The sequence below is a fragment of the Saccharopolyspora sp. NPDC002376 genome, from assembly GCF_053593195.1.
Genome location: NZ_JBSFBZ010000034.1, coordinates 20,531 through 38,138 on the forward strand (window position 1 = coordinate 20,531; position 17,608 = coordinate 38,138).

Here is a 17,608-nt window from a genome sequence, read left to right on the forward strand (position 1 = left end):
GGGCCGCTCGGCGGCGGTGGGTGGGCTCGGGGAGCGAGCCCCAGCTTGGTCTGATCTTTCTGGGAGTGGTGAGGGTCGATGGCGGAGACCGAGTCGCAGTACGAGATCGAGGGTTACGACAAGGACATCTTCCACTCCGACGAAGTCGACCGGGACGCGGTGTTCATCAACCCCGAGGCCAAACCCTCCGGGTCGGACAACGACTTCGAGTCCTGGGACTGGAAGCAGATCAAGGCCGCCCTGTGGGGCGGTGCTGCCCTGTCGAGCGACGCCCTGTGGGAAGAGGCCTGGCGCAACGTCGATCCGAACACCCTGTACGCGGCGGGAAATGCCTTCAAACACATCCAGGAGACCATGCACGCCGTCGCCGAGAACCTGTGGGCCCAGGCCGTCGCGGTGGCCGGGGAGCACGGCTCGTGGAAGGGGCTGGCCGCCACGGAGTTCCTGGCCAAGATGCGGACCCTGGCCAACAACATCGAGGACAACGCGGACCGGCTGGGCGGGGCGAACACGGCGAACCCGATCCCGTCGCAGCTCTACGACAACGGCCGGTGGCTGGCCTGGGCGCGCGACGCGACGAACCAGATCGACAAGTACTACGCGCAGGTCGCCAAGTGGCGCGGCGTCGCCCCGGTGATGGACAACGGGTTGGTCATGGTCAGCAAGGACGAGGAAGTCGTCAAGGCCCTGAACAACGAGATGAAGAAACCCATCCGGGCGCTCGCGGAGGAGTACAAGATCACCGTCGGCGACGTGACGCACACGACGCCGGTGACTCCGGGACCGGGCAAGGGAGGGCCGAAGCCGGAACCGAAACCGGACATCCCGAAGCCGGACCCGCCGAAACCGGAGCCGAAGCCGGAACCGCCGCCCGCACCGCCACCGCCGAAGCCCGAGCCGAAACCGGAGCCGCCGAAACCGGAACCGAAGCCGGAGCCGCCCAAGCCCGAGCCGCCGAAGCCGGAACCGCCGGGAACGCCACCGGGAACCCCACCGCCGGTCGGGACGCCGCCAGGCTCGACGCCGAAGCCCGAGGGCTCGTCGTCGCCTCCACCGCCGGTTGGTCCGCCACCGGGCTTGGACTCGCCGCCGGGGAGTCAACCGCCACCGCAGGCGTCCTCCTCGGAGGTGCCGCCGCCCGGAAGCGAACCGCCCCCGGTTGGTGCGCCTCCCGGAATCGAGCCGCCGCCGGGGAGTGAGCCGCCGCCGGTCGGCCCGCCGCCTGGTGTCGGGTCGCCGCCGGGCTCGGAAACGCCGCCGGGGGGCTCGTCGTCGCCTCCGCCGCCGGTCGGGCAGCCACCGGGGTCCGAATCTCCGGGGAGCCAGCCGCCGCCTCCCGTGGGGTCGCCGCCACCCGTGAGCCCGCCCCCCGGCGCGAGCAACCAGCCGAAGAGCAACCAGAAGGGGGGACCCGGCGAGGTTCCGCCTCCCGGGAACGTCGGCACGCCGCCTCCGGTGGGCGGAGAGACACCGCCTCCGGTGCCGAAGCCGCCAGCCTTGTCGCCTCCTCCCGAGGGGGAGGTTCCTCCTGGGGGCGTTGGTGCGCCGCCGCCGGTCAACGGCGAGGTGCCGCCGCCGGGGAGCGTCGGTTCGCCGCCTCCGGGGAGTGTTGGCACACCGCCGCCGGTGGGTGGTGAGGTGCCGCCGCCAGGAGGCGTCGGTTCGCCGCCGCCCGGGAACGTCGGCACGCCACCGCCGGTCAACGGTGAAGTGCCGCCGCCCGTGCCGAACCCGCAGGAGTGGTCGCCTCCACCCCAGGGCGAGACCGGGCCGGGTGGGTCGCGGGATCGCGGCGGGATGCCGATGATTCCGCCGATGATGCCTCCGGGCGCTGGTGGCGGTCAGGGGTCGGGCGGTGAGCGCTCGGACGCCTCAGGCCTGCTGGACTCCGGCAATCAACCTTGGGGAGGTAAGCCTCCTGCTCCCGGAATGCCGGAAGCGCCGCAGGGCGCCAACCCCGGTGGTCCCGGTCTGGATGTTCCGCCGGTGGGTGAGGTTCCGCCGGTGGCTGGTCCGCAGTCGCCGGGTCAGGGTTTGCCGCCGGGTGCGCAGCAGGGGCCTGGTGGGATGCCGATGATGCCGCCGATGGCGCCTCCGGGTGCTGGTGGTCAGGGTTCGGGCGGCGAGCGCTCGGATGCTTCGGGCCTGCTGGACTCGGGCAATCAGCCGTGGGAGAGCGCCGGTCCGGACGTGGGTGAGCCGGAGTCGCCGGGTGGTGCCGTTCCGGGTGGCCCGGGGCTGGACGTGCCGGTGGGTGAGGTTCCGCCGGTGGCTGGTCCGCAGTCGCCGGGTCAGGGTTTGCCGCCGGGTGCGCAGCAGGGGCCTGGTGGGATGCCGATGATGCCGCCAATGGCGCCTCCGGGTGCTGGTGGTCAGGGTTCGGGCAATGAGCGGTCGGACGCTTCCGGTTTGCTGGACTCCGGTGATCAGCCTTGGGCGAGTTCTCGGCCCAACGGCGGTGAACCCGAGGCGCCGCAGGGTGCTGTGCCGGGCGGTCCGGGGCTCGACGTGCCTCCGGCCGATGTGGACACTCCGGGTTCTCCGCCCGAAGGTGTTCCGCCGGTTGCTGGTCCGCAGGATTGGTCGCCGGGTCAGAGTTTGCCGCCGGGTGCGCAGCAGGGTCCTGGTGGGATGCCGATGATGCCGCCGGGTGCTGGTGGTCAGGGCTCGGGCAACGAGCGCTCGGACGCCTCGGGCCTGCTGGAAGCTGGCGGTGAGCCTTGGGCGAGCACTCGTTCCGACACCGGTGAACCCGAGGCGCCGCAGGGCGCCGTGCCCGGCGGGGTGCCGCTGGTGCCGTCGCCTGCCGTCGGCTCCCGGACGGCGCCGGAGCGTTCCGAATCGTCGGATCTGCTGGCAGCCGGAGATCAGCCCTGGGAGCGCACCGGTCCTGACAGCGGTGAACCCGAAGTGCCGCAAGGGGTGCCCGTCGCCCAGACCCGCGAGGGCGACCCCGGTGACACACCGGAGCTCCCGGAGGACCGCGTACCGGTCGTCCGGCGCGACGAGGAGGAGCAGGACACCAGCGCGTGGGACGTGCCGAGCGACGGCCTGCTGTGGCTGGCGCCGTTCCCGGTGCGGGCACGCCCCGAGGAATCCGAACGCGACCGGCCCGCGCCGGACTACGCGCTGCGCGACAGCACACCGTGGAACGGCGCCCCCGGCAACGGGTACGACACGTGGCGCAGCGCGAAGTGGGCCGAGGGCAGCGGGACGCCGGTGGAGGACGCGCCACCGCTCATGTGCGGCGGCCCGAACCTGACCCCGGCGGAACTGGCCGCGATGAAGGAGGCCGAACGAGTCCAGGCGGAAGCGGAGGCCGCGGCGGCCGCCGAAGAGGAGGACGACGAGGCGAAGGCGGAGCGCTCCAGCGCGGACCTGCTCGTGAGGGATAACTCTGCCTGGGGCGCAGGACCGGCCACGCCGCCCAACGGAGTGATCGGATAAGGGCACTTCCCGCACTCGTCGAGCACAAGCGAGGCACACCCATGAGCACCATCACGGTGAAGCGGCCGCCGCGGGTCGCCGGGCCGGAGATGCCAGAAGGAGAGGTCGAGCTGCAGGAGCCGCCGGTGATGGCGGAGCCCGCGGCGCTCGACTTCCGCTCGGCGGCCATGTTCCTGCCGATGGGCATCGGCTCGGCGGCGATGGTCATGATGTTCGCGTCGTCCAGCGGCTCGTCCGGGATGTACATGATGGGCGGCGTCATGGGCGTGGGGATGCTGGCCATGGCGCTGAGCCAGATCGGGCGCGCCGCCGCCGAGCGCAAGCGCAAGATGAGCTCCGAGCGCCGCGACTTCCTGCGCTACATCGCGCAGTTGCGCGAGAAGGCGCGGGAGGCCGCCGACCAGCAGCGGCGGGCGGTCGTGTGGAACCACCCCGAACCGTCCTGGCTGTGGTCGGTGGCTAGCGGCCCGAGGCTGTGGGAGCGCCGGGCCAACGACACCGATTTCGGCCGGGCCCGGATCGGGTTGGGCACCCAGGCCGCGGCGGTGGAGTACACCGCGCCGTCGACCAAGCCGATCGAGGACCTCGAACCGCTCGCCGCGGTGTCGCTGCGCCGCTTCCGGGAGGCGTACCGGACGGTGTCGGGCATCCCCATCTCGGTCGGCCTGCGCAGCTTCACCAGCGTGGAGTTCGCCGGTTCCCAGGAATCCGCGCTGGGCCTGGTGCGCGCCATCCTCGGCCAGCTGGTCACCTTCCACTCACCGGACGAGCTGCGGGTGGCCGTGCTGACCGACGAGACCGGGCAGCCGGAGTGGGACTGGGTCAAGTGGTTGCCGCACAACGCGCACCCGGCGGTGCACGACACCGCGGGCCCGCTGCGGCTTTTCGCCTGCGACCACGACGAGCTGATGGACGTGCTCGGCGCCGACGTCACCGACCGGCCCGACCACGACCCCGGCAGTCGTCCGGGTGTGGTCGAACCGTTCGTCGTGGTGGTGGCGCACCAGGCGGACATCCCCGAGTCCTCCCGGCTGCTCGACGGCGGCCTGCGCAACGTGGTGCTGTTGGACGTCACCGGAAAGATGCCGGGCGGGCCGAAAGTGCTGCGCCTGACCGTGGAAGGCGACGCGGTGGAGTTCCCGGCGGGCGACGCCACGGGTTCCGCGCAGCGCGACGAGCTGAGCCTGGCGCAGATCGAGGCGCTGGCCAGGCTGCTCGCGCCGAAGCGGACCAGCGGCTCGGTGGACATCGTCGACCAGCCGCTGGAGAACGACTTCGAGCTGACCAGCCTGCTGGGCATCCGCGACCCGCGCACCTTCGACGTGGCCGCGCTGTGGCGGACCCGCGCGGCGCAGCGGGCGCGGCTGTCGGTGCCCATCGGCGTCACCCAGGACGGCGAGGTCGTCGAGCTCGACCTGAAGGAGCCCGCGCAGGGCGGGATGGGGCCGCACGGCATGCTGATCGGGGCCACCGGCTCCGGCAAGAGCGAGCTGCTGCGCACCCTCGTGACCGGCCTCGCCGCGACGCACTCCTCCGAGATCCTGAACCTGGTGCTGGTCGACTTCAAGGGCGGCGCGACGTTCCTCGGGATGGACCGGCTGCCGCACACCTCGGCGATGATCACCAACCTCGCCGACGAGCTGCCGCTGGTCGACCGGATGCAGGACGCGCTCAACGGCGAGCTGGTGCGGCGGCAGGAACTGCTCCGGGCGAGCGGCTTCTCCTCCTCGTTCGAGTACGAGAAGGCGCGTGCGGGCGGCGCGCAGCTGGTGCCGTTCCCGGACCTGCTGATCGTGGTCGACGAGTTCTCCGAACTGCTGTCCAGCAAGTCCGAGTTCATGGACCTGTTCGTCTCCATCGGGCGGCTCGGCCGGAGCCTCGGCGTGCACCTGCTGCTCGCCTCGCAGCGCCTGGAGGAAGGCCGGATCCACCGCGTCGAGGGGCACCTGTCGTACCGGATCGCGCTGCGCACCTTCTCCTCGATGGAGTCCCGCGCGGTCATCGGGGCGGCGAAGGCCTACGAGCTGCCCTCCGATCCGGGCAACGGCTACCTGAAGATCGACACCACCACGCTGGTCCGCTTCAAGGGCGCCTACGTGTCGGGGCCGTGCCCGCCGAGCGACGGACCGGTGGTCGTCGCGGAGAACCGGGCGTTCGCCGAGGTCGTCACGTTCCGCACGCAGCCGTACCCGAGCCTGCACGCGCTCCGGCCGACCGACGAGGAACCGGACGCCGACGAGGAACCCGAGCAGCAGGCCGAACCCGAGCCGAACGAGGACGTGCCCGCGCTCGCCGATGTCCTCATCGGACGGTTGGCGGGCAGCGGTCCGCCCGCCCGCCAGATCTGGCTGCCGCCGCTGTCGGAGGCGCCGAGCCTGGACACGCTGCTGCCGACCGTGGTGCCGGACCCGGCGCGCGGGATGACCGTCGACGACCCCGGCAGCCGGGGCGTGCTGCGGGTTCCGGTCGGCGTCGTCGACCGGCCCTTCGAGCAGCTGCGGGACCTGCTGGTCGCCGACCTCGGCGGGGCCGACGGGCACGTCGGCGTGGCGGGCGCGCCGCAGAGCGGGAAGTCGACGCTGCTGCGGACCCTGGTGCTGGGACTCGCGCTGACCAACACCCCGGAGGAGGTCCAGTTCTACTGCCTGGACTTCGGCGGCGGCGGGATCATGTCGGTGTCCGGCCTGCCGCACGTCGGCTCGGTGGCGACCCGGATGGAGCACGACCGGGTGGTGCGCACCATCGCGGAGCTGACCCAGCTCCTGGAGCGCCGCGAAGCCCTGTTCGCCCAGCACGGGTTCGAGTCGATCTCGGCCTACCTGCGGGCCCGCGCGCGAGGCGAGGTGGACGACCGGTTCGGGCACGTCTTCCTCGTCGTGGACGGCTGGTTCACGGTCAAGCAGGACTTCGCCGACGTGGAGACCAAGATCGGCGAACTCGCCTCGCGAGGGCTCTCCTTCGGGATCCACGTGGTGCTCAGCGCCACCCGCTGGTCGGAGATCCGTCCGTGGCTGCGCGACCTGCTGGGCACCAAGTTCGAGCTGCGGCTCGGCGACTCGATGGAATCGGAGGTCGGGTCCCGCAAGGCGGCCACCGTGCCGAACCAGCCGGGGCGCGGGATGACGGCGAAGGGCTTCCACTTCATCTCCGCGCTGCCCCGCCTGGACGGCACCTCCGGCGTCGACGACCTGGCCGATGCGACCAAGGGCGTGGCGGAGGAGGTGCGGGCATTCTGGTCCGGTCGCGCCGCGCCGCCGGTGCGGATGCTGCCGACCCACCTGCCCGCGGCCGAACTCCCCGCGCCGGAGCGGGAGTTCCGGGTGTGCCTCGGCTACGACGAGCAGCGGCTGGAACCGGTGTGGCACGACTTCTTCGTCCACCCGCACCTGATGATCTTCGGCGACAGCGCGACCGGCAAGACCAACCTGCTGCGCCTGGCGCTGCGCGCCATCCGGCAGCGGTACGGGCCGGACGAGGCCAAGATCGTGCTGGGCGACGCGCGCCGGGACCTCGACCAGGAGGTGCCCGCCGAGTACGGCGTCGGCTACGGCTTCAGCTCCGAGGCGCTGCACCAGCTGGCCGAGCAGACGGTGGGGTCGATGACCAAGCGGGTGCCGGGCCAGGACATCTCCTCGGAGCGGCTGCGCAAGCGCGACTGGTGGGAAGGCCCGGAGCTGTTCCTCGTCGTGGACGACTACGAGCTGCTGGGCCGGGGCGGTGTCAGCTCGGCGCTGGAACCGCTGCTGCCGATGATCCCGCAGGGCGTCCACATCGGACTTCACCTGATCATCGCGCGGAGCACCTCGGGCGCGGTGCGCGCGTTGATGGACCCGGTGCTGCGCAGGCTCTGGGAGCTCGGCACGCCCGGCGTGCTGCTGTCCTACCCCAAGGAGGAGGGCAAGTTCCTCGGGGAGGCCGCGCCGCGCAAGCTGCCGCCCGGCCGCGCCCAGCTCGTCACCCGTCGAGGCGTCGGGCTCATCCAGACCGGTTTCGTGACCGCTGATTCCACCGCCGCCTCGCCCGCCGGGTTGCCGTGAACCAGCGACCCGCGACCACACCACCCGCCGAAGTTCGTCCCTGGAGGAAAGGCTCATGATCAGCGCTGCTGAGCTGTGCAGGATCACGGTGTTCGGTCCCGACGGCAAGGCCGACCTCGCCGTGCCCGTTTCGACCACCGTGGCCGATCTCCTGCCGGTGCTGCTCAGCCACACCCAGCAGCAGCCCCGGACCGACGAGCAGGGTTCCTGGGTGCTGCAGCGGCTCGGCGGAGCACCGCTGGAGCCGGCGGGCACCCCGGAGACGCTGGACTGGCTGGAGGGCGAGCAGCTGCACCTGCGGCCAGCCGACGATCCGCTGCCCGAGCTGGACTTCGACGACCTGACCGACGGCATCGCGACGTCGGTCGGGCAGCGCAAGGACCGCTGGAAGCACGAGAACAGCCGCGTCCTGTTCAAGACCCTGTCAGCGGCGGTGGTCGCGGTGATCGGGCTGATCCTGCTCGGGCCGGGACCGACGGGGTTGCACGCCGGGTTCGCGCTCGGGTTGGCCGTGGTCTTCGCGGCAGCCGCCGCACCGGTCGCCAAGAAGCTGGACGACCTGGGGCTGACGAGGCTGACCGGACTGGCCGCTTGCGCCCTGGCCGGGCTCGCCGGGCTGATCGCGGCCGACGGCGTGCCGGGAGCGACGGCACCGACCCCCTCGGGAATCCTCGTCGGCGCGGCGGGATCGGCCGTGGCGGCCGCCGTTCTGCTGGTGTTGCGCCGCTTCGCCGCCAACGACATCCCGTACGCGCCGTTCATCACGGTGCTGCTGATCGCGGCGACGGTGATCGGCGGTGTCTGGTTGGGCGCGGGATTCGGCCTGACGATCGGCCAGGTCGCCGGGGTGCTGGCCACCGTGCTGTTCGGCGTGGTCGTCTTCGCGCCGAAGCTGACCATCCGGGCCGCCTACCTGCGCGGGCCGCAGCTGCCGCGCAACGCCGACGACCTCCAGCAGGACATCGATCCCGCGCCCGCCGACGAGGTGTTCACCAGGACGGCGGCGGCGGATCGGTACATGAGCGTGGCGATGGTCGTGGCCGCCACGGTCTTCGTCGGGGCGTTCCCGTTCATCCTGGCGGAGCCGGGCTGGGTCTCGTGGACCCTGGTGATCCTGCTCGCCTGCGCGGTGCTGCTGCGCTCCCGCAGCTTCCTCGGTGTCTGGCAACGGGTTTCGCTGGCCGTGGCGGGCACCGCGGGCCTGAGCCTGGTGGTCCTGCAGTTCGCGCGGGAGTTCTCGCCCGGGTGGCGCACCGTCGTCCTGCTGAGCCTGCTCCTGGTGCTGTTCGCGCTGGTCAAGGCGGCGTTGCGGCCCGCGACGCGACGGATGCTGCCGATCTGGGGCCACCTGGCGAACATCTTCGACACCTGCACGGCGCTCGCGGTCGTGCCGCTGCTGCTCCAGCTGCTCGGGGTTTACGCCTGGGCGCGCGGACTGGCCGGGTGAGGGCGGAACCATGCAGACCCAGCGCGACCACGTGCACGCCTACCAGTTCCTGATGGGCCGGATGAGCTCGGCCCTGGTGCTCGGCGATCCCGCCAGCGCCGAGGTGCCCGCCCGGCGGGCCCTGGTCGGCATCAACATCGGACTGGTGCTGGCCGTGCTGATCGCCATCGGGTTCGGCATCTACGGCTGGCTGGTCCCCGGTGGCAACAAGTCCTGGCAGGCGCAGGGCGCGATCGTCGTCGAGAAGGAGACCGGCACGCGCTACGTCAACGTGGGCGGCGTGCTGCACCCGGCGCTGAACCACGCCTCGGCGAAGCTGCTGCAGGGGCCGAACGCCACCAGCTCCAAGGTGGCGCTGCTCTCCCGGGCGTCCCTGGCCGACGCGCCGCGCGGCGCCCCGATGGGCATCCCGGACGCGCCGCAGACGCTGCCCCCGGCGCAGGACCTGGTCGGCTCGCACTGGCTGACCTGCCTGCCCGGCGACGCCGCGCCCGGACCTAGCTTGAACTTCGATCCCGACGTCCCGACCGCACCGCTGCCCCCGGACCGGTACGTGCTCGTGGAATCGCCTGCGGGCGCGCAGTACCTGCTCTGGGGCGGCGCGAAGCACCAGGTGGCCGATCCGACCGTTCCCATCGCACTGGGCATGGCGAACGTGCGGCCGGTGCGCGCGCCGCAGCCGTGGCTCGACGCGCTGCCGGACGGTCCCGTGCTCGCCCCGGCCCGAATCGACGGCAGGGGAACCCCGGGACCGACCATCGGCGGCGGCACTTACCAGGTGGGCCAGCTCTTCGAGCAGCGCGCGGTGAACGGTGCCGTGCAGATGTTCGTGCTCCTCAGCGAGGGCTTGGCGCCGGTGAGCCGGACCGAGTTCGTGCTGCTGGACGCCGTTCCCGGATCGCCGGAACCCGCCCAGATCGACGCGGCGGCCGTCGCCTCCGCGCCGCGCTCGGCCGACCGGTCGCTCACCAGCAGGCTCCCCGAGCTCAGCGGAGCGCGGTGGCAGGACCACGGCGCGAACGCGATCTGCCTGCGGCAGGTTCCGGTCGGCCCTCGCGTCGTCAGCGAGGTGGTCTTCGCCGGGCCGGAGGCCGCGGGCCCGGGCGGCGGTGTCCACCTGCGACCGGGGACCGGCGTGGTGGTGGCGGCGCTGCCCATCCCGCCCGGTCGGCGCGTGCCCGACCGCTACCTGATCACCGAAGGCCACCGGTACCCGCTGCCGGACGACGACTCGATGCGGGCGCTGGGCTACAGCGGCGTCCCGGTGCGGCCCATGGCCAAGGATCTGCTCGCCACCGTGCCGAGCGGCCCGGCGCTGAGCCCGGCCGCGGCAGGCGCGGCCAGGAAGGGATGAACAAGTGATGTCCGCACGTTCCCCGCTGACCAGGCGCCGCCGCGGCGCGCCGGAGCTCGCGCTGGCCAAGCACACCGTCGGCAACGTGCTCGTGGTGTGCCCGGAGACGAAGATGACCCCGGAGGCGCAGGAGCTGGCGATGTCCGTGGCCGCCGACGCCGAGCACGAGATGGTGGTCGTCGACCTGCCGGTCGACGTGCCGATCGCGGCCTGGGACTCCGTCGCCGAGCTGCTGCCGCGGCGGCGTCGCGGGGTCCGGCTGATCCTCGGCGGCCGGTCCCGGGAGGCGACGGCGCTGACCGGGCAGTGGCTGTCGGAACGCATCGGGCGCACCGTGGTGGCCCCGGACGGGGCGATCTTCCGCGGCGCGGGCGGGACGTTGTTCGTGCACTCCGGTAAGAGCAGCGGCTGGGTCCGCTTCCGGCCGGGCCGGGCGCCGGAGTGGGAGGCCAAGCGCTTTCCCCGGCCCTCCTGGGATTCCGGCGTCACCGAACCCGTGCCCACCAGTTCGGTCGGCATGGCCGACCCGATCCCGGGCGGGGTCTGGATCCACGCCGCGGCCCGCGACGCCGAGACGGGCGAGCACTGGTCGCGGCTGGTGCGCGGCATGCCCTGCCAGCCGGAGGTGCTGACGGTCGTGCTCGGCTGCCCCGGCACGCCACCGCTGTCGCTGGACGACGTGAGCCGGTTCTGGCGGCAGCTCGACGACCAGGTGCTGGCGAAGGTCCGCTTCGTGCAGTACGGTCCCGTCCGGCTGCCGCCGGGTGAGGCGCTCGGGCAGGCGCTCGCGGACCTGCTCGACGAGCGGGTCATCTGCTACACGGGGATGCCGGTCGGCTCGACGACGGCCCCGGACGTCTACACGGTGTGCGCGGACGGCGGGCTCGGCTGGCAGTCCTTCGCCCGCGAGGTCGGCTACCTGCCGAGGACGGACCCGGCGTTCCAGGAGATCCCCGCCCTGCTGACGCACCGCATCCCGGTCAGCGGCGTGGAGCAGGTCGCCCCGGCGGTCTACTGGTACACGCCGGACGCGGTGCTGGAGGTTGTGCAGTCGGGGTTGTGGGTGCGCCCGCCCGAGGACGCGCAGAACGCGGCGGCGGTGCGCGCCGAGCCGTGGAGCGCCGAGGTCAGCATCCTGGCCTTCGACGCCACCGACGAGAAGAGCGCCGAGCGCATGCGGTTGCTCGCCCTGGACGTGCTCGCCCGGCTGGACCCGGCCACCCGGGTGCGGGTCCGGCTCGTCCCGGCCTCGGACGTGGGGCGGGAAGCGGTCCGCGTCGCCGGTCCGGCCCGGGGCGAACTGGTCGCCGAGAAGCCCGCGCCATCGGCGGACGGTTCGTCGGTGACCGACACCGTGCAGCTGCCCGCCGTGAGCGAGGAGATCCGCACCGGCAAACCGGCACCCGCCGTCGAGAACCCGCTCGACGTCGGGTCGCCGGTCGAGGCGTCCCTCGACACCGAAGCGCCGGTCGGCGCCGCCGGTGCCGGGCCAGCACCGGCCCCGCCCGAAACCGGTCCGGCCTCGGCGATGGCGATCCGCCTGGAGAGCTCACCGGTCCCCACCGTCGACCAACCGCCCGCGCCGCGCCCGGCCGACACCGCCCCCGCCGTGCGGTCGGTCCCGGAGCCCGCTCCGGCCCCGAAGCCCGAGCCGGAAACCGCCGAAGTCGCGGAAGAGCCGGAGAAGCCCGCCGAAGCGCGAATCCAGCCCGTCCCGGAACCCGCCGCCTCGGCGCTGGTGGCCGACCACGGCATCGCCGAGGAACGCGCCTGGCTGCGCCGGACGCTGAGCCGCGATTTCGACACCCTGTCCCACTCGATCTCCCGAATCCTCTCCGAGCACCCCGGTTTCCAGGGCACCGACGGGCGATCGTCGGCCGACGTGCTGACCGACACCGTCGCCGTGCGACTGCACCTCTCGGAGCGGGGTGAGGCGATCGACCAGGCCCTGCGGACGGGCCGGAACGGGCCGCACGTGCCGTTCGCCCGCTGCGTGGTCGCCGGGCTGACCCGGCTGCCCTCGCACCGCGGCGCGACCGCGTTCGCGGCTACGCCGACCCCGCAGCAGTGGGAGCTCTACCAGCGGCGCCGCCTCGTGACCGACTGGAGCTTCATCCACGCGCTGACCGAGCCCAGCCCGGACCAGCGGGGCGAGGTGGACGTGCTGGTGTGGTCGATGACCGCCCGCCGGACGAAGCTGCTCGAACCGGGCGGCGCCGACGAGGTGGAGAACCGCGTGGTCTTCGTGCCGGGCACCAGCTTCAAGATCCTGGACTTGGCGGAGCCGCGATCGGACGGCACCCGGGGTCGCGTCCTGCTCCGCGAGCTGGCGGAGTCCGAAGTGGACGAATCCGGCCGGGTGGACGCGCGGGCGTCGCTGGACGAGCTGGCGATCACCTCCCTGCAGCGCTGCGTGGAGCGCTGGGCGGCGGCCCAGCCCCGAGGCGCGGTGGGGGAGTCCGCCGCCCGCCGGTTCGGCTCGCTGCCGGGACTGGTGCAGCGGCGATGACGGGCATGCCGGTGGGACTGGCGGAGAGGATGGCGGGCGATGAACCGTGAACTGCTGGTGGTGGGCGGAGACCGGGCCGGGGAGCACCCCACGATCGGCTCCGCCCTGGCGGCGGCCCGCGACGGGGCGGTGATCAGCGTCTGCCCCGGCCGGTACGAGGAGAACCTCGTCGTGGACCGGACGGTCAGCATCATCGCCGAGGACGGCGACGGCACCGTCGAGGTGCACGCGGCCGAGGGCAGCGCCCTGGTGGTCGACGCCGACGGGGTCCAGCTCCGGGGCCTGCGGCTCACCTGCGACGACACCGGTGTCGCCGCGGTGGACGTGCGGCGCGGCGAGGTCGCCCTCGACGGCTGCTGGGTGGCGGGCTCGTCGTGGGCGTCCCTGCTGACCAGGGGCACGGGATCGGTGGCCACGCGCGGCTGCGAGGTGACCAACACCAGCGGAGCCGGGATCGTGATCACCTCCTCGGCGCCGAGCACCGTGGAGGACACCGTGGTGGCCGACGTGGCCTCGTCGGCGGCGGTGGTCGGCGAGGACGGTTTCCTGACGCTGCGCCGGTTCGTGGTCAAGCGCCCGGAGGGCAACGGCATCTGCGTGAACGGCCGCGGCCGGTGCGTAGTCGAGCAGGGCGTGATCACCGCCGCCGCGAAACCCGGTGTCGTGGTGGAGCAGGAGGGCAGCCTCAAGGTCAGCGACCTGACCGTGCAGGACGGCGCGAACGTCGACCTCTACCTCACCGGCGGCACCTCGATCACCATCGCGGAATCGTCGTTCTCCGGGGCCGCGGTGCAGGCCGCGCACATCTCGGGCACGGCGAAGCCGGAACTGCGCGGCTGCACCTTCACCGGCGCCGGGCGCAGCGCTGTGCAGGTGACCGGGCAGGCCTCGGCCAGGCTGGTCGAGTGCGTCCTGGCGGACTCCCCGGTCGGGCTCGTCGTGGACGGCGAAGCCTCGTCCCGGTTCGACAACACCTCCGTGCGCGGAACCACCGAGGCCGTCGCGCAGCTGTCCACGACCGCATCGGTGCACTTCACCCGCTTCCGGGCCAACGCGAGCGAGGGCGCCGGGCTGCTGATCGACGACGGCGCGGTCGAGTTCGCCGACGTCGCGATCGAGACCGCCGCCACCGCGGTGCGGCTCTCGGCGAAGGCGAAGTTCACCGACGCCAGGATCAGCACCGGAGCCGAAACGGCCATCGCGGTCACCGGCAGCGGGCGCGCGGAGCTGACCTCCTCGATGCTGCGCGGCGGCGGGCTGGACGCGGGCTCCGCCGAAGTCGTGGTCAGGGACAGCGAGATCGTTTACGTCTCCTCGGACGGCATCCGGGTCGCCCGCGGCGGCCTGCTCACCGGCATCCGCTGCCGGGTGCGCGGGGCGGGCGGGCACGGCATCCGCCTCGCCGACGGCGCCCGCGCGGACCTGACCGAGTGCGAACTGCTCGACAGCGCCGGGAACGGCGCGCACCTGGAGACCGCCGAACCGGTGCGGTTGAGCCGGTGCGTGGTCAAGAACAGCGGCGGCGTGGCGGTCCGGCACCCGGCCGACGACCGCCAGGTCTCGGTGGAGAACCTGGTGACCGACAGCGCGAGCACCGCGCCGCGGCCGGCCGGGGACAGCGGTCCGCGACCGGAGGCCGACACCGCCGGGCCGGGCGAGAGCAGCCTCCGCGAGGCGGGCGGCGCGGTGCTCGACGGGCCGCTGGCCGAGCTCGACTCGCTCATCGGCCTGGAAGGCGTCAAGCAGGAGGTCCGCGGCCTGATCAACCTGATCCGGATGTCGCAGGTCCGCCAGGAGATGGGCCTGCCGATGCCGCCGATGAGCAGGCACCTGGTGTTCGCGGGCCCGCCCGGCACCGGCAAGACCACGGTCGCCCGGCTCTACGGCGCGGTGCTCGGCGAGCTGGGCATCCTCTCCAGCGGCCACATGATCGAGGCCGCCCGGGCCGACCTCGTCGGGCAGTACATCGGATCGACCGCGATCAAGACGACCGAGCTGGTGACCAAGGCGATCGGCGGGGTGCTGTTCATCGACGAGGCCTACACGCTGACCGCCAGCACCGGCGGCGTCGGCCCGGACTTCGGCCAGGAAGCCGTGGACGCGCTTATGAAGATGATGGAGGACCACCGCGACGAGCTGGTGGTGATCGTCGCCGGTTATTCGGAGCTGATGGACAAGTTCCTCCAGTCCAACCCCGGCATGGCCTCCCGGTTCACCCGCACCATCGAGTTCCCCAACTACAGCGTCGAAGAACTGGTCACCATCACGAGCAACCTGTGCCGCAAGCACTACTACGAGCTCACCGACGACGCGGTGGAGGAGCTGACCGGGTACTTCACCCGGGTGCCGAAGGGGGAGACCTTCGGCAACGGCCGGGTCGCCCGCAAGCTCTTCGAATCGATGATCAGCGCCCAGGCCTCGCGGCTGGCCCAGAACCCGCCCGCCAGGGACGCCGACTTCAGCAGGCTGACGGCGGCCGACGTCGCCCCGCAGATCGCGATGCTGGAACAGCTGCCCGCCGAGGAGACGGCGGGCAGCGACGCCGCCACCGACCCCACCTCGGCGGTCCGGGTCAGCCGGGCGTGGCGGCGGCTGTCCGACCTGATCGGGCTCGAAGGTCCGCGCCAGGCGATCGGCACGGCGCTGGTCTCGCTGTGCGAGCGCCGGAACAACCGCCGGGCCCTCGGCCAGCACGGCAACGCGGTGCTGACCGGGCCGAGGAGCAGCGGCAGGCGGGAACTCGCCCGGCTCTACGCCCAGGGGCTCTCCGAGCTGGGGCTGATCGGCATCGGCCAGGTGGTGCACGCCTCGCTCACCGAGGACCTGCGTCCACAGTGGCCCGGACAGGCGGAGAGCCTGGTGCGAAAGGCTTTCCAGGACGCGCAGGGCGGCCTGGTCGTGGTGGACGTCGACGCGGACGGGGAGCCCCAGGCGGAGGAGGCGGAGGCGCTGCTGGCCGCGATGCGCGAGCACGCCGCCGATCCGGTCGCGGTGCTGACCGGCACCCGCCCGGGCGTGGAGCACCTGTTCGAGCGGGTGCCGCAGCTGCGGGACTGCTTCGGGGAGTGGTGGCAGGTCGACGCGTACTCCGCGGTCGACCTGGCCGCCATCGCCGTCCGGCAGCTGCGCGAACGCGGCCACCAGGTGCCCGACGAGGTGTCCGCGGCGCTGCGCGCGCACATCGAGGAGTCCGGGGAGAGCACGGTGTTCGGCGTCCACCGGCTCTCCCGCCGCCTGGCCCGGATGGCGGCTTCGCGCACGCTGGCCGCCGCCGACCTGGCCGGGCTGGCCAACCGGGCCGAACTGGGCGGGCTGGCCTCGGTCGGGTGAGTCCGGGCAGATTCCGGTGCCCGGAGGTCTCCCGGTCGCCCGGCGTCGCCCAGCAGTCGTCCCGCCTTGTCGTTGACTTGTCCCGAAGAGCTTGGAGGAGGCCGGAAATGCCCGGAGTGGATCGCCGCAACGTGGAGATGTTGCGGGAGGCGTACGAGCGCCAGGTCACCGAACTCGCCGAGCGGCAGCGGCGGCTGAGCGAGGTCGCGGCGACCGCGGTGTCCCCGCGCCGCGAGCTGTCTGTCACGGTCGGCCCCCAGGGCGTGATCACCGAGCTGAAGTTCCTGACCAGCGGGTACCGCAGGCTGGCGAAGAACGAGCTGTCGGAGCTGGTGACGCGCACGATCGCCGACGCCCGGGCCAAGCTGACCGAGGAACTCGCGGAGGTCATGGCGCCGATGATGCCTCCCGGGATGGACGTGAAGGCGGTGCTGAACGGGACGGTCAGCGCCGAGCAGATGGCCCCGGACGAGTCCAAACTGCCGACCCTGCTGAGAGAACGGCTGAACCGGGGCTGAAGCCCCGGCCGGTGGGGCGGGCGCGAGCAGCGGAGGGACGATCATGAGCCAGTTCTGGGTGGACCCCGAGAACCTGAGCCGCAGCGGCCAGGGTTACGCCGACGTGGGCGATCGGCTGGAGTCGATCCGGCAGCGGGTCAGCTCGTTCGGCGCCCGGTACCGGGGGAGCTTCGGCGACGACGACGTGGGCGCGGAGTTCTTCGGCAACTTCGACGAGGGCAACGAGACGTTCGTCGAAGGAGTCACCCAGCTCTCGGGATCGCTGCGCTACATCAGCGAGGGCCTCCACGAGAACGGGAAGATGTACGCGGGTTCCCGGGACGCCGCCGACGAGTTGTCGGGCAAGTTCAAGTCGTTGGGCGGCGATGTCCCGCTGCCGCCCGGGAAACCGGCGTCCTACCACGCGCGCAAGCCGAGCGAAACCCCGCAGAACGACGTGATGCCCCGCAGACCGAACCGCCACTCGCGGTCGCAGGCCCCGGACAAGCCCGGCCGGGAATCGAAGTCCACCGCGCAGCGATCGGTCACGCACGTCGTGGGCGACCGGGAACCGGAAGGCGTGGTGACCCGGGACGCGCAGATGATCTCCGCGATGAGCATGCGCGCGGTGCGCGAGGGCGAGCAGCCCAGGGTGGACGGCGTTCCGCTGCGCAAGAACCAGGGCATCGTCAGCGCCACCGAGCTGGAGGGCGGCGTCGTGCGCCTCAAGGTCGACGGTTACTCCGACATCACCGCGCTGGACGGCCACGACCTGACGCTCAACGGCCGGGACGGCCGGTCCAAGCCCTACCCGGCCGAGGAGGGCGAGCGGCTCTTCCTGGTCACCGAGGACCCCGGAGCGGAGAACTCCCGGAAGCCCGGGGACCAGATCTACATGGAGTTCCCCCGCGACGGCGAGCCGAGCTACTTCCGCCAGCCGTCGGGCTGAGCGCGCTCGCCTCGGCGGCGTCGCGGTGAGGTCTTCCC

The 17,608-nt window shown here is 72.6% G+C and carries 8 protein-coding genes; all 8 read left to right on the plus strand.

The window, feature by feature from the left end; all coding sequences use genetic code 11:
- The first annotated feature begins 78 nt into the window (after positions 1-78).
- The 8 genes from ACWCO2_RS22215 (at position 79) to ACWCO2_RS22250 (ending at position 17,570) form a co-directional block, all read left to right on the plus strand.
- Positions 79-3,447: a hypothetical protein gene (locus tag ACWCO2_RS22215; RefSeq protein ID WP_450129665.1), complete on the plus strand. Its 3,369-nt coding sequence runs from the start codon at positions 79-81 to the stop codon at positions 3,445-3,447.
- Between the two features lie 41 nt (positions 3,448-3,488).
- Entirely contained in the window at positions 3,489-7,484 is a 3,996-nt protein-coding gene (gene eccCa / locus ACWCO2_RS22220) for a type VII secretion protein EccCa (RefSeq protein WP_450129666.1), read from the plus strand.
- Positions 7,485-7,539: 55 nt separating this feature from the next.
- On the plus strand, positions 7,540-8,931 hold the full coding sequence (eccD, locus tag ACWCO2_RS22225; RefSeq protein ID WP_450129667.1) for a type VII secretion integral membrane protein EccD: 1,392 nt from the start codon (positions 7,540-7,542) through the stop codon (positions 8,929-8,931).
- 10 nt (positions 8,932-8,941) lie between these two features.
- Positions 8,942-10,285, plus strand: a complete 1,344-nt coding sequence (gene eccB / locus ACWCO2_RS22230) for a type VII secretion protein EccB (protein WP_450129668.1) — start codon at positions 8,942-8,944, stop codon at positions 10,283-10,285.
- Positions 10,286-10,292: 7 nt separating this feature from the next.
- Positions 10,293-12,794: a hypothetical protein gene (locus ACWCO2_RS22235; RefSeq protein WP_450129669.1), complete on the plus strand. Its 2,502-nt coding sequence runs from the start codon at positions 10,293-10,295 to the stop codon at positions 12,792-12,794.
- A 39-nt stretch (positions 12,795-12,833) separates the two neighbouring features.
- Positions 12,834-16,124 (plus strand): right-handed parallel beta-helix repeat-containing protein, encoded by a 3,291-nt coding sequence (locus ACWCO2_RS22240; protein ID WP_450129670.1) that lies wholly within the window; start codon positions 12,834-12,836, stop codon positions 16,122-16,124.
- Positions 16,125-16,231: 107 nt separating this feature from the next.
- Positions 16,232-16,642, plus strand: a complete 411-nt coding sequence (locus tag ACWCO2_RS22245; protein WP_450129671.1) for a YbaB/EbfC family nucleoid-associated protein — start codon at positions 16,232-16,234, stop codon at positions 16,640-16,642.
- Between the two features lie 43 nt (positions 16,643-16,685).
- Positions 16,686-17,570, plus strand: coding sequence for a hypothetical protein (locus ACWCO2_RS22250; protein WP_450129672.1), 885 nt, complete (start codon positions 16,686-16,688; stop codon positions 17,568-17,570).
- Positions 17,571-17,608: the final 38 nt, after the last annotated feature.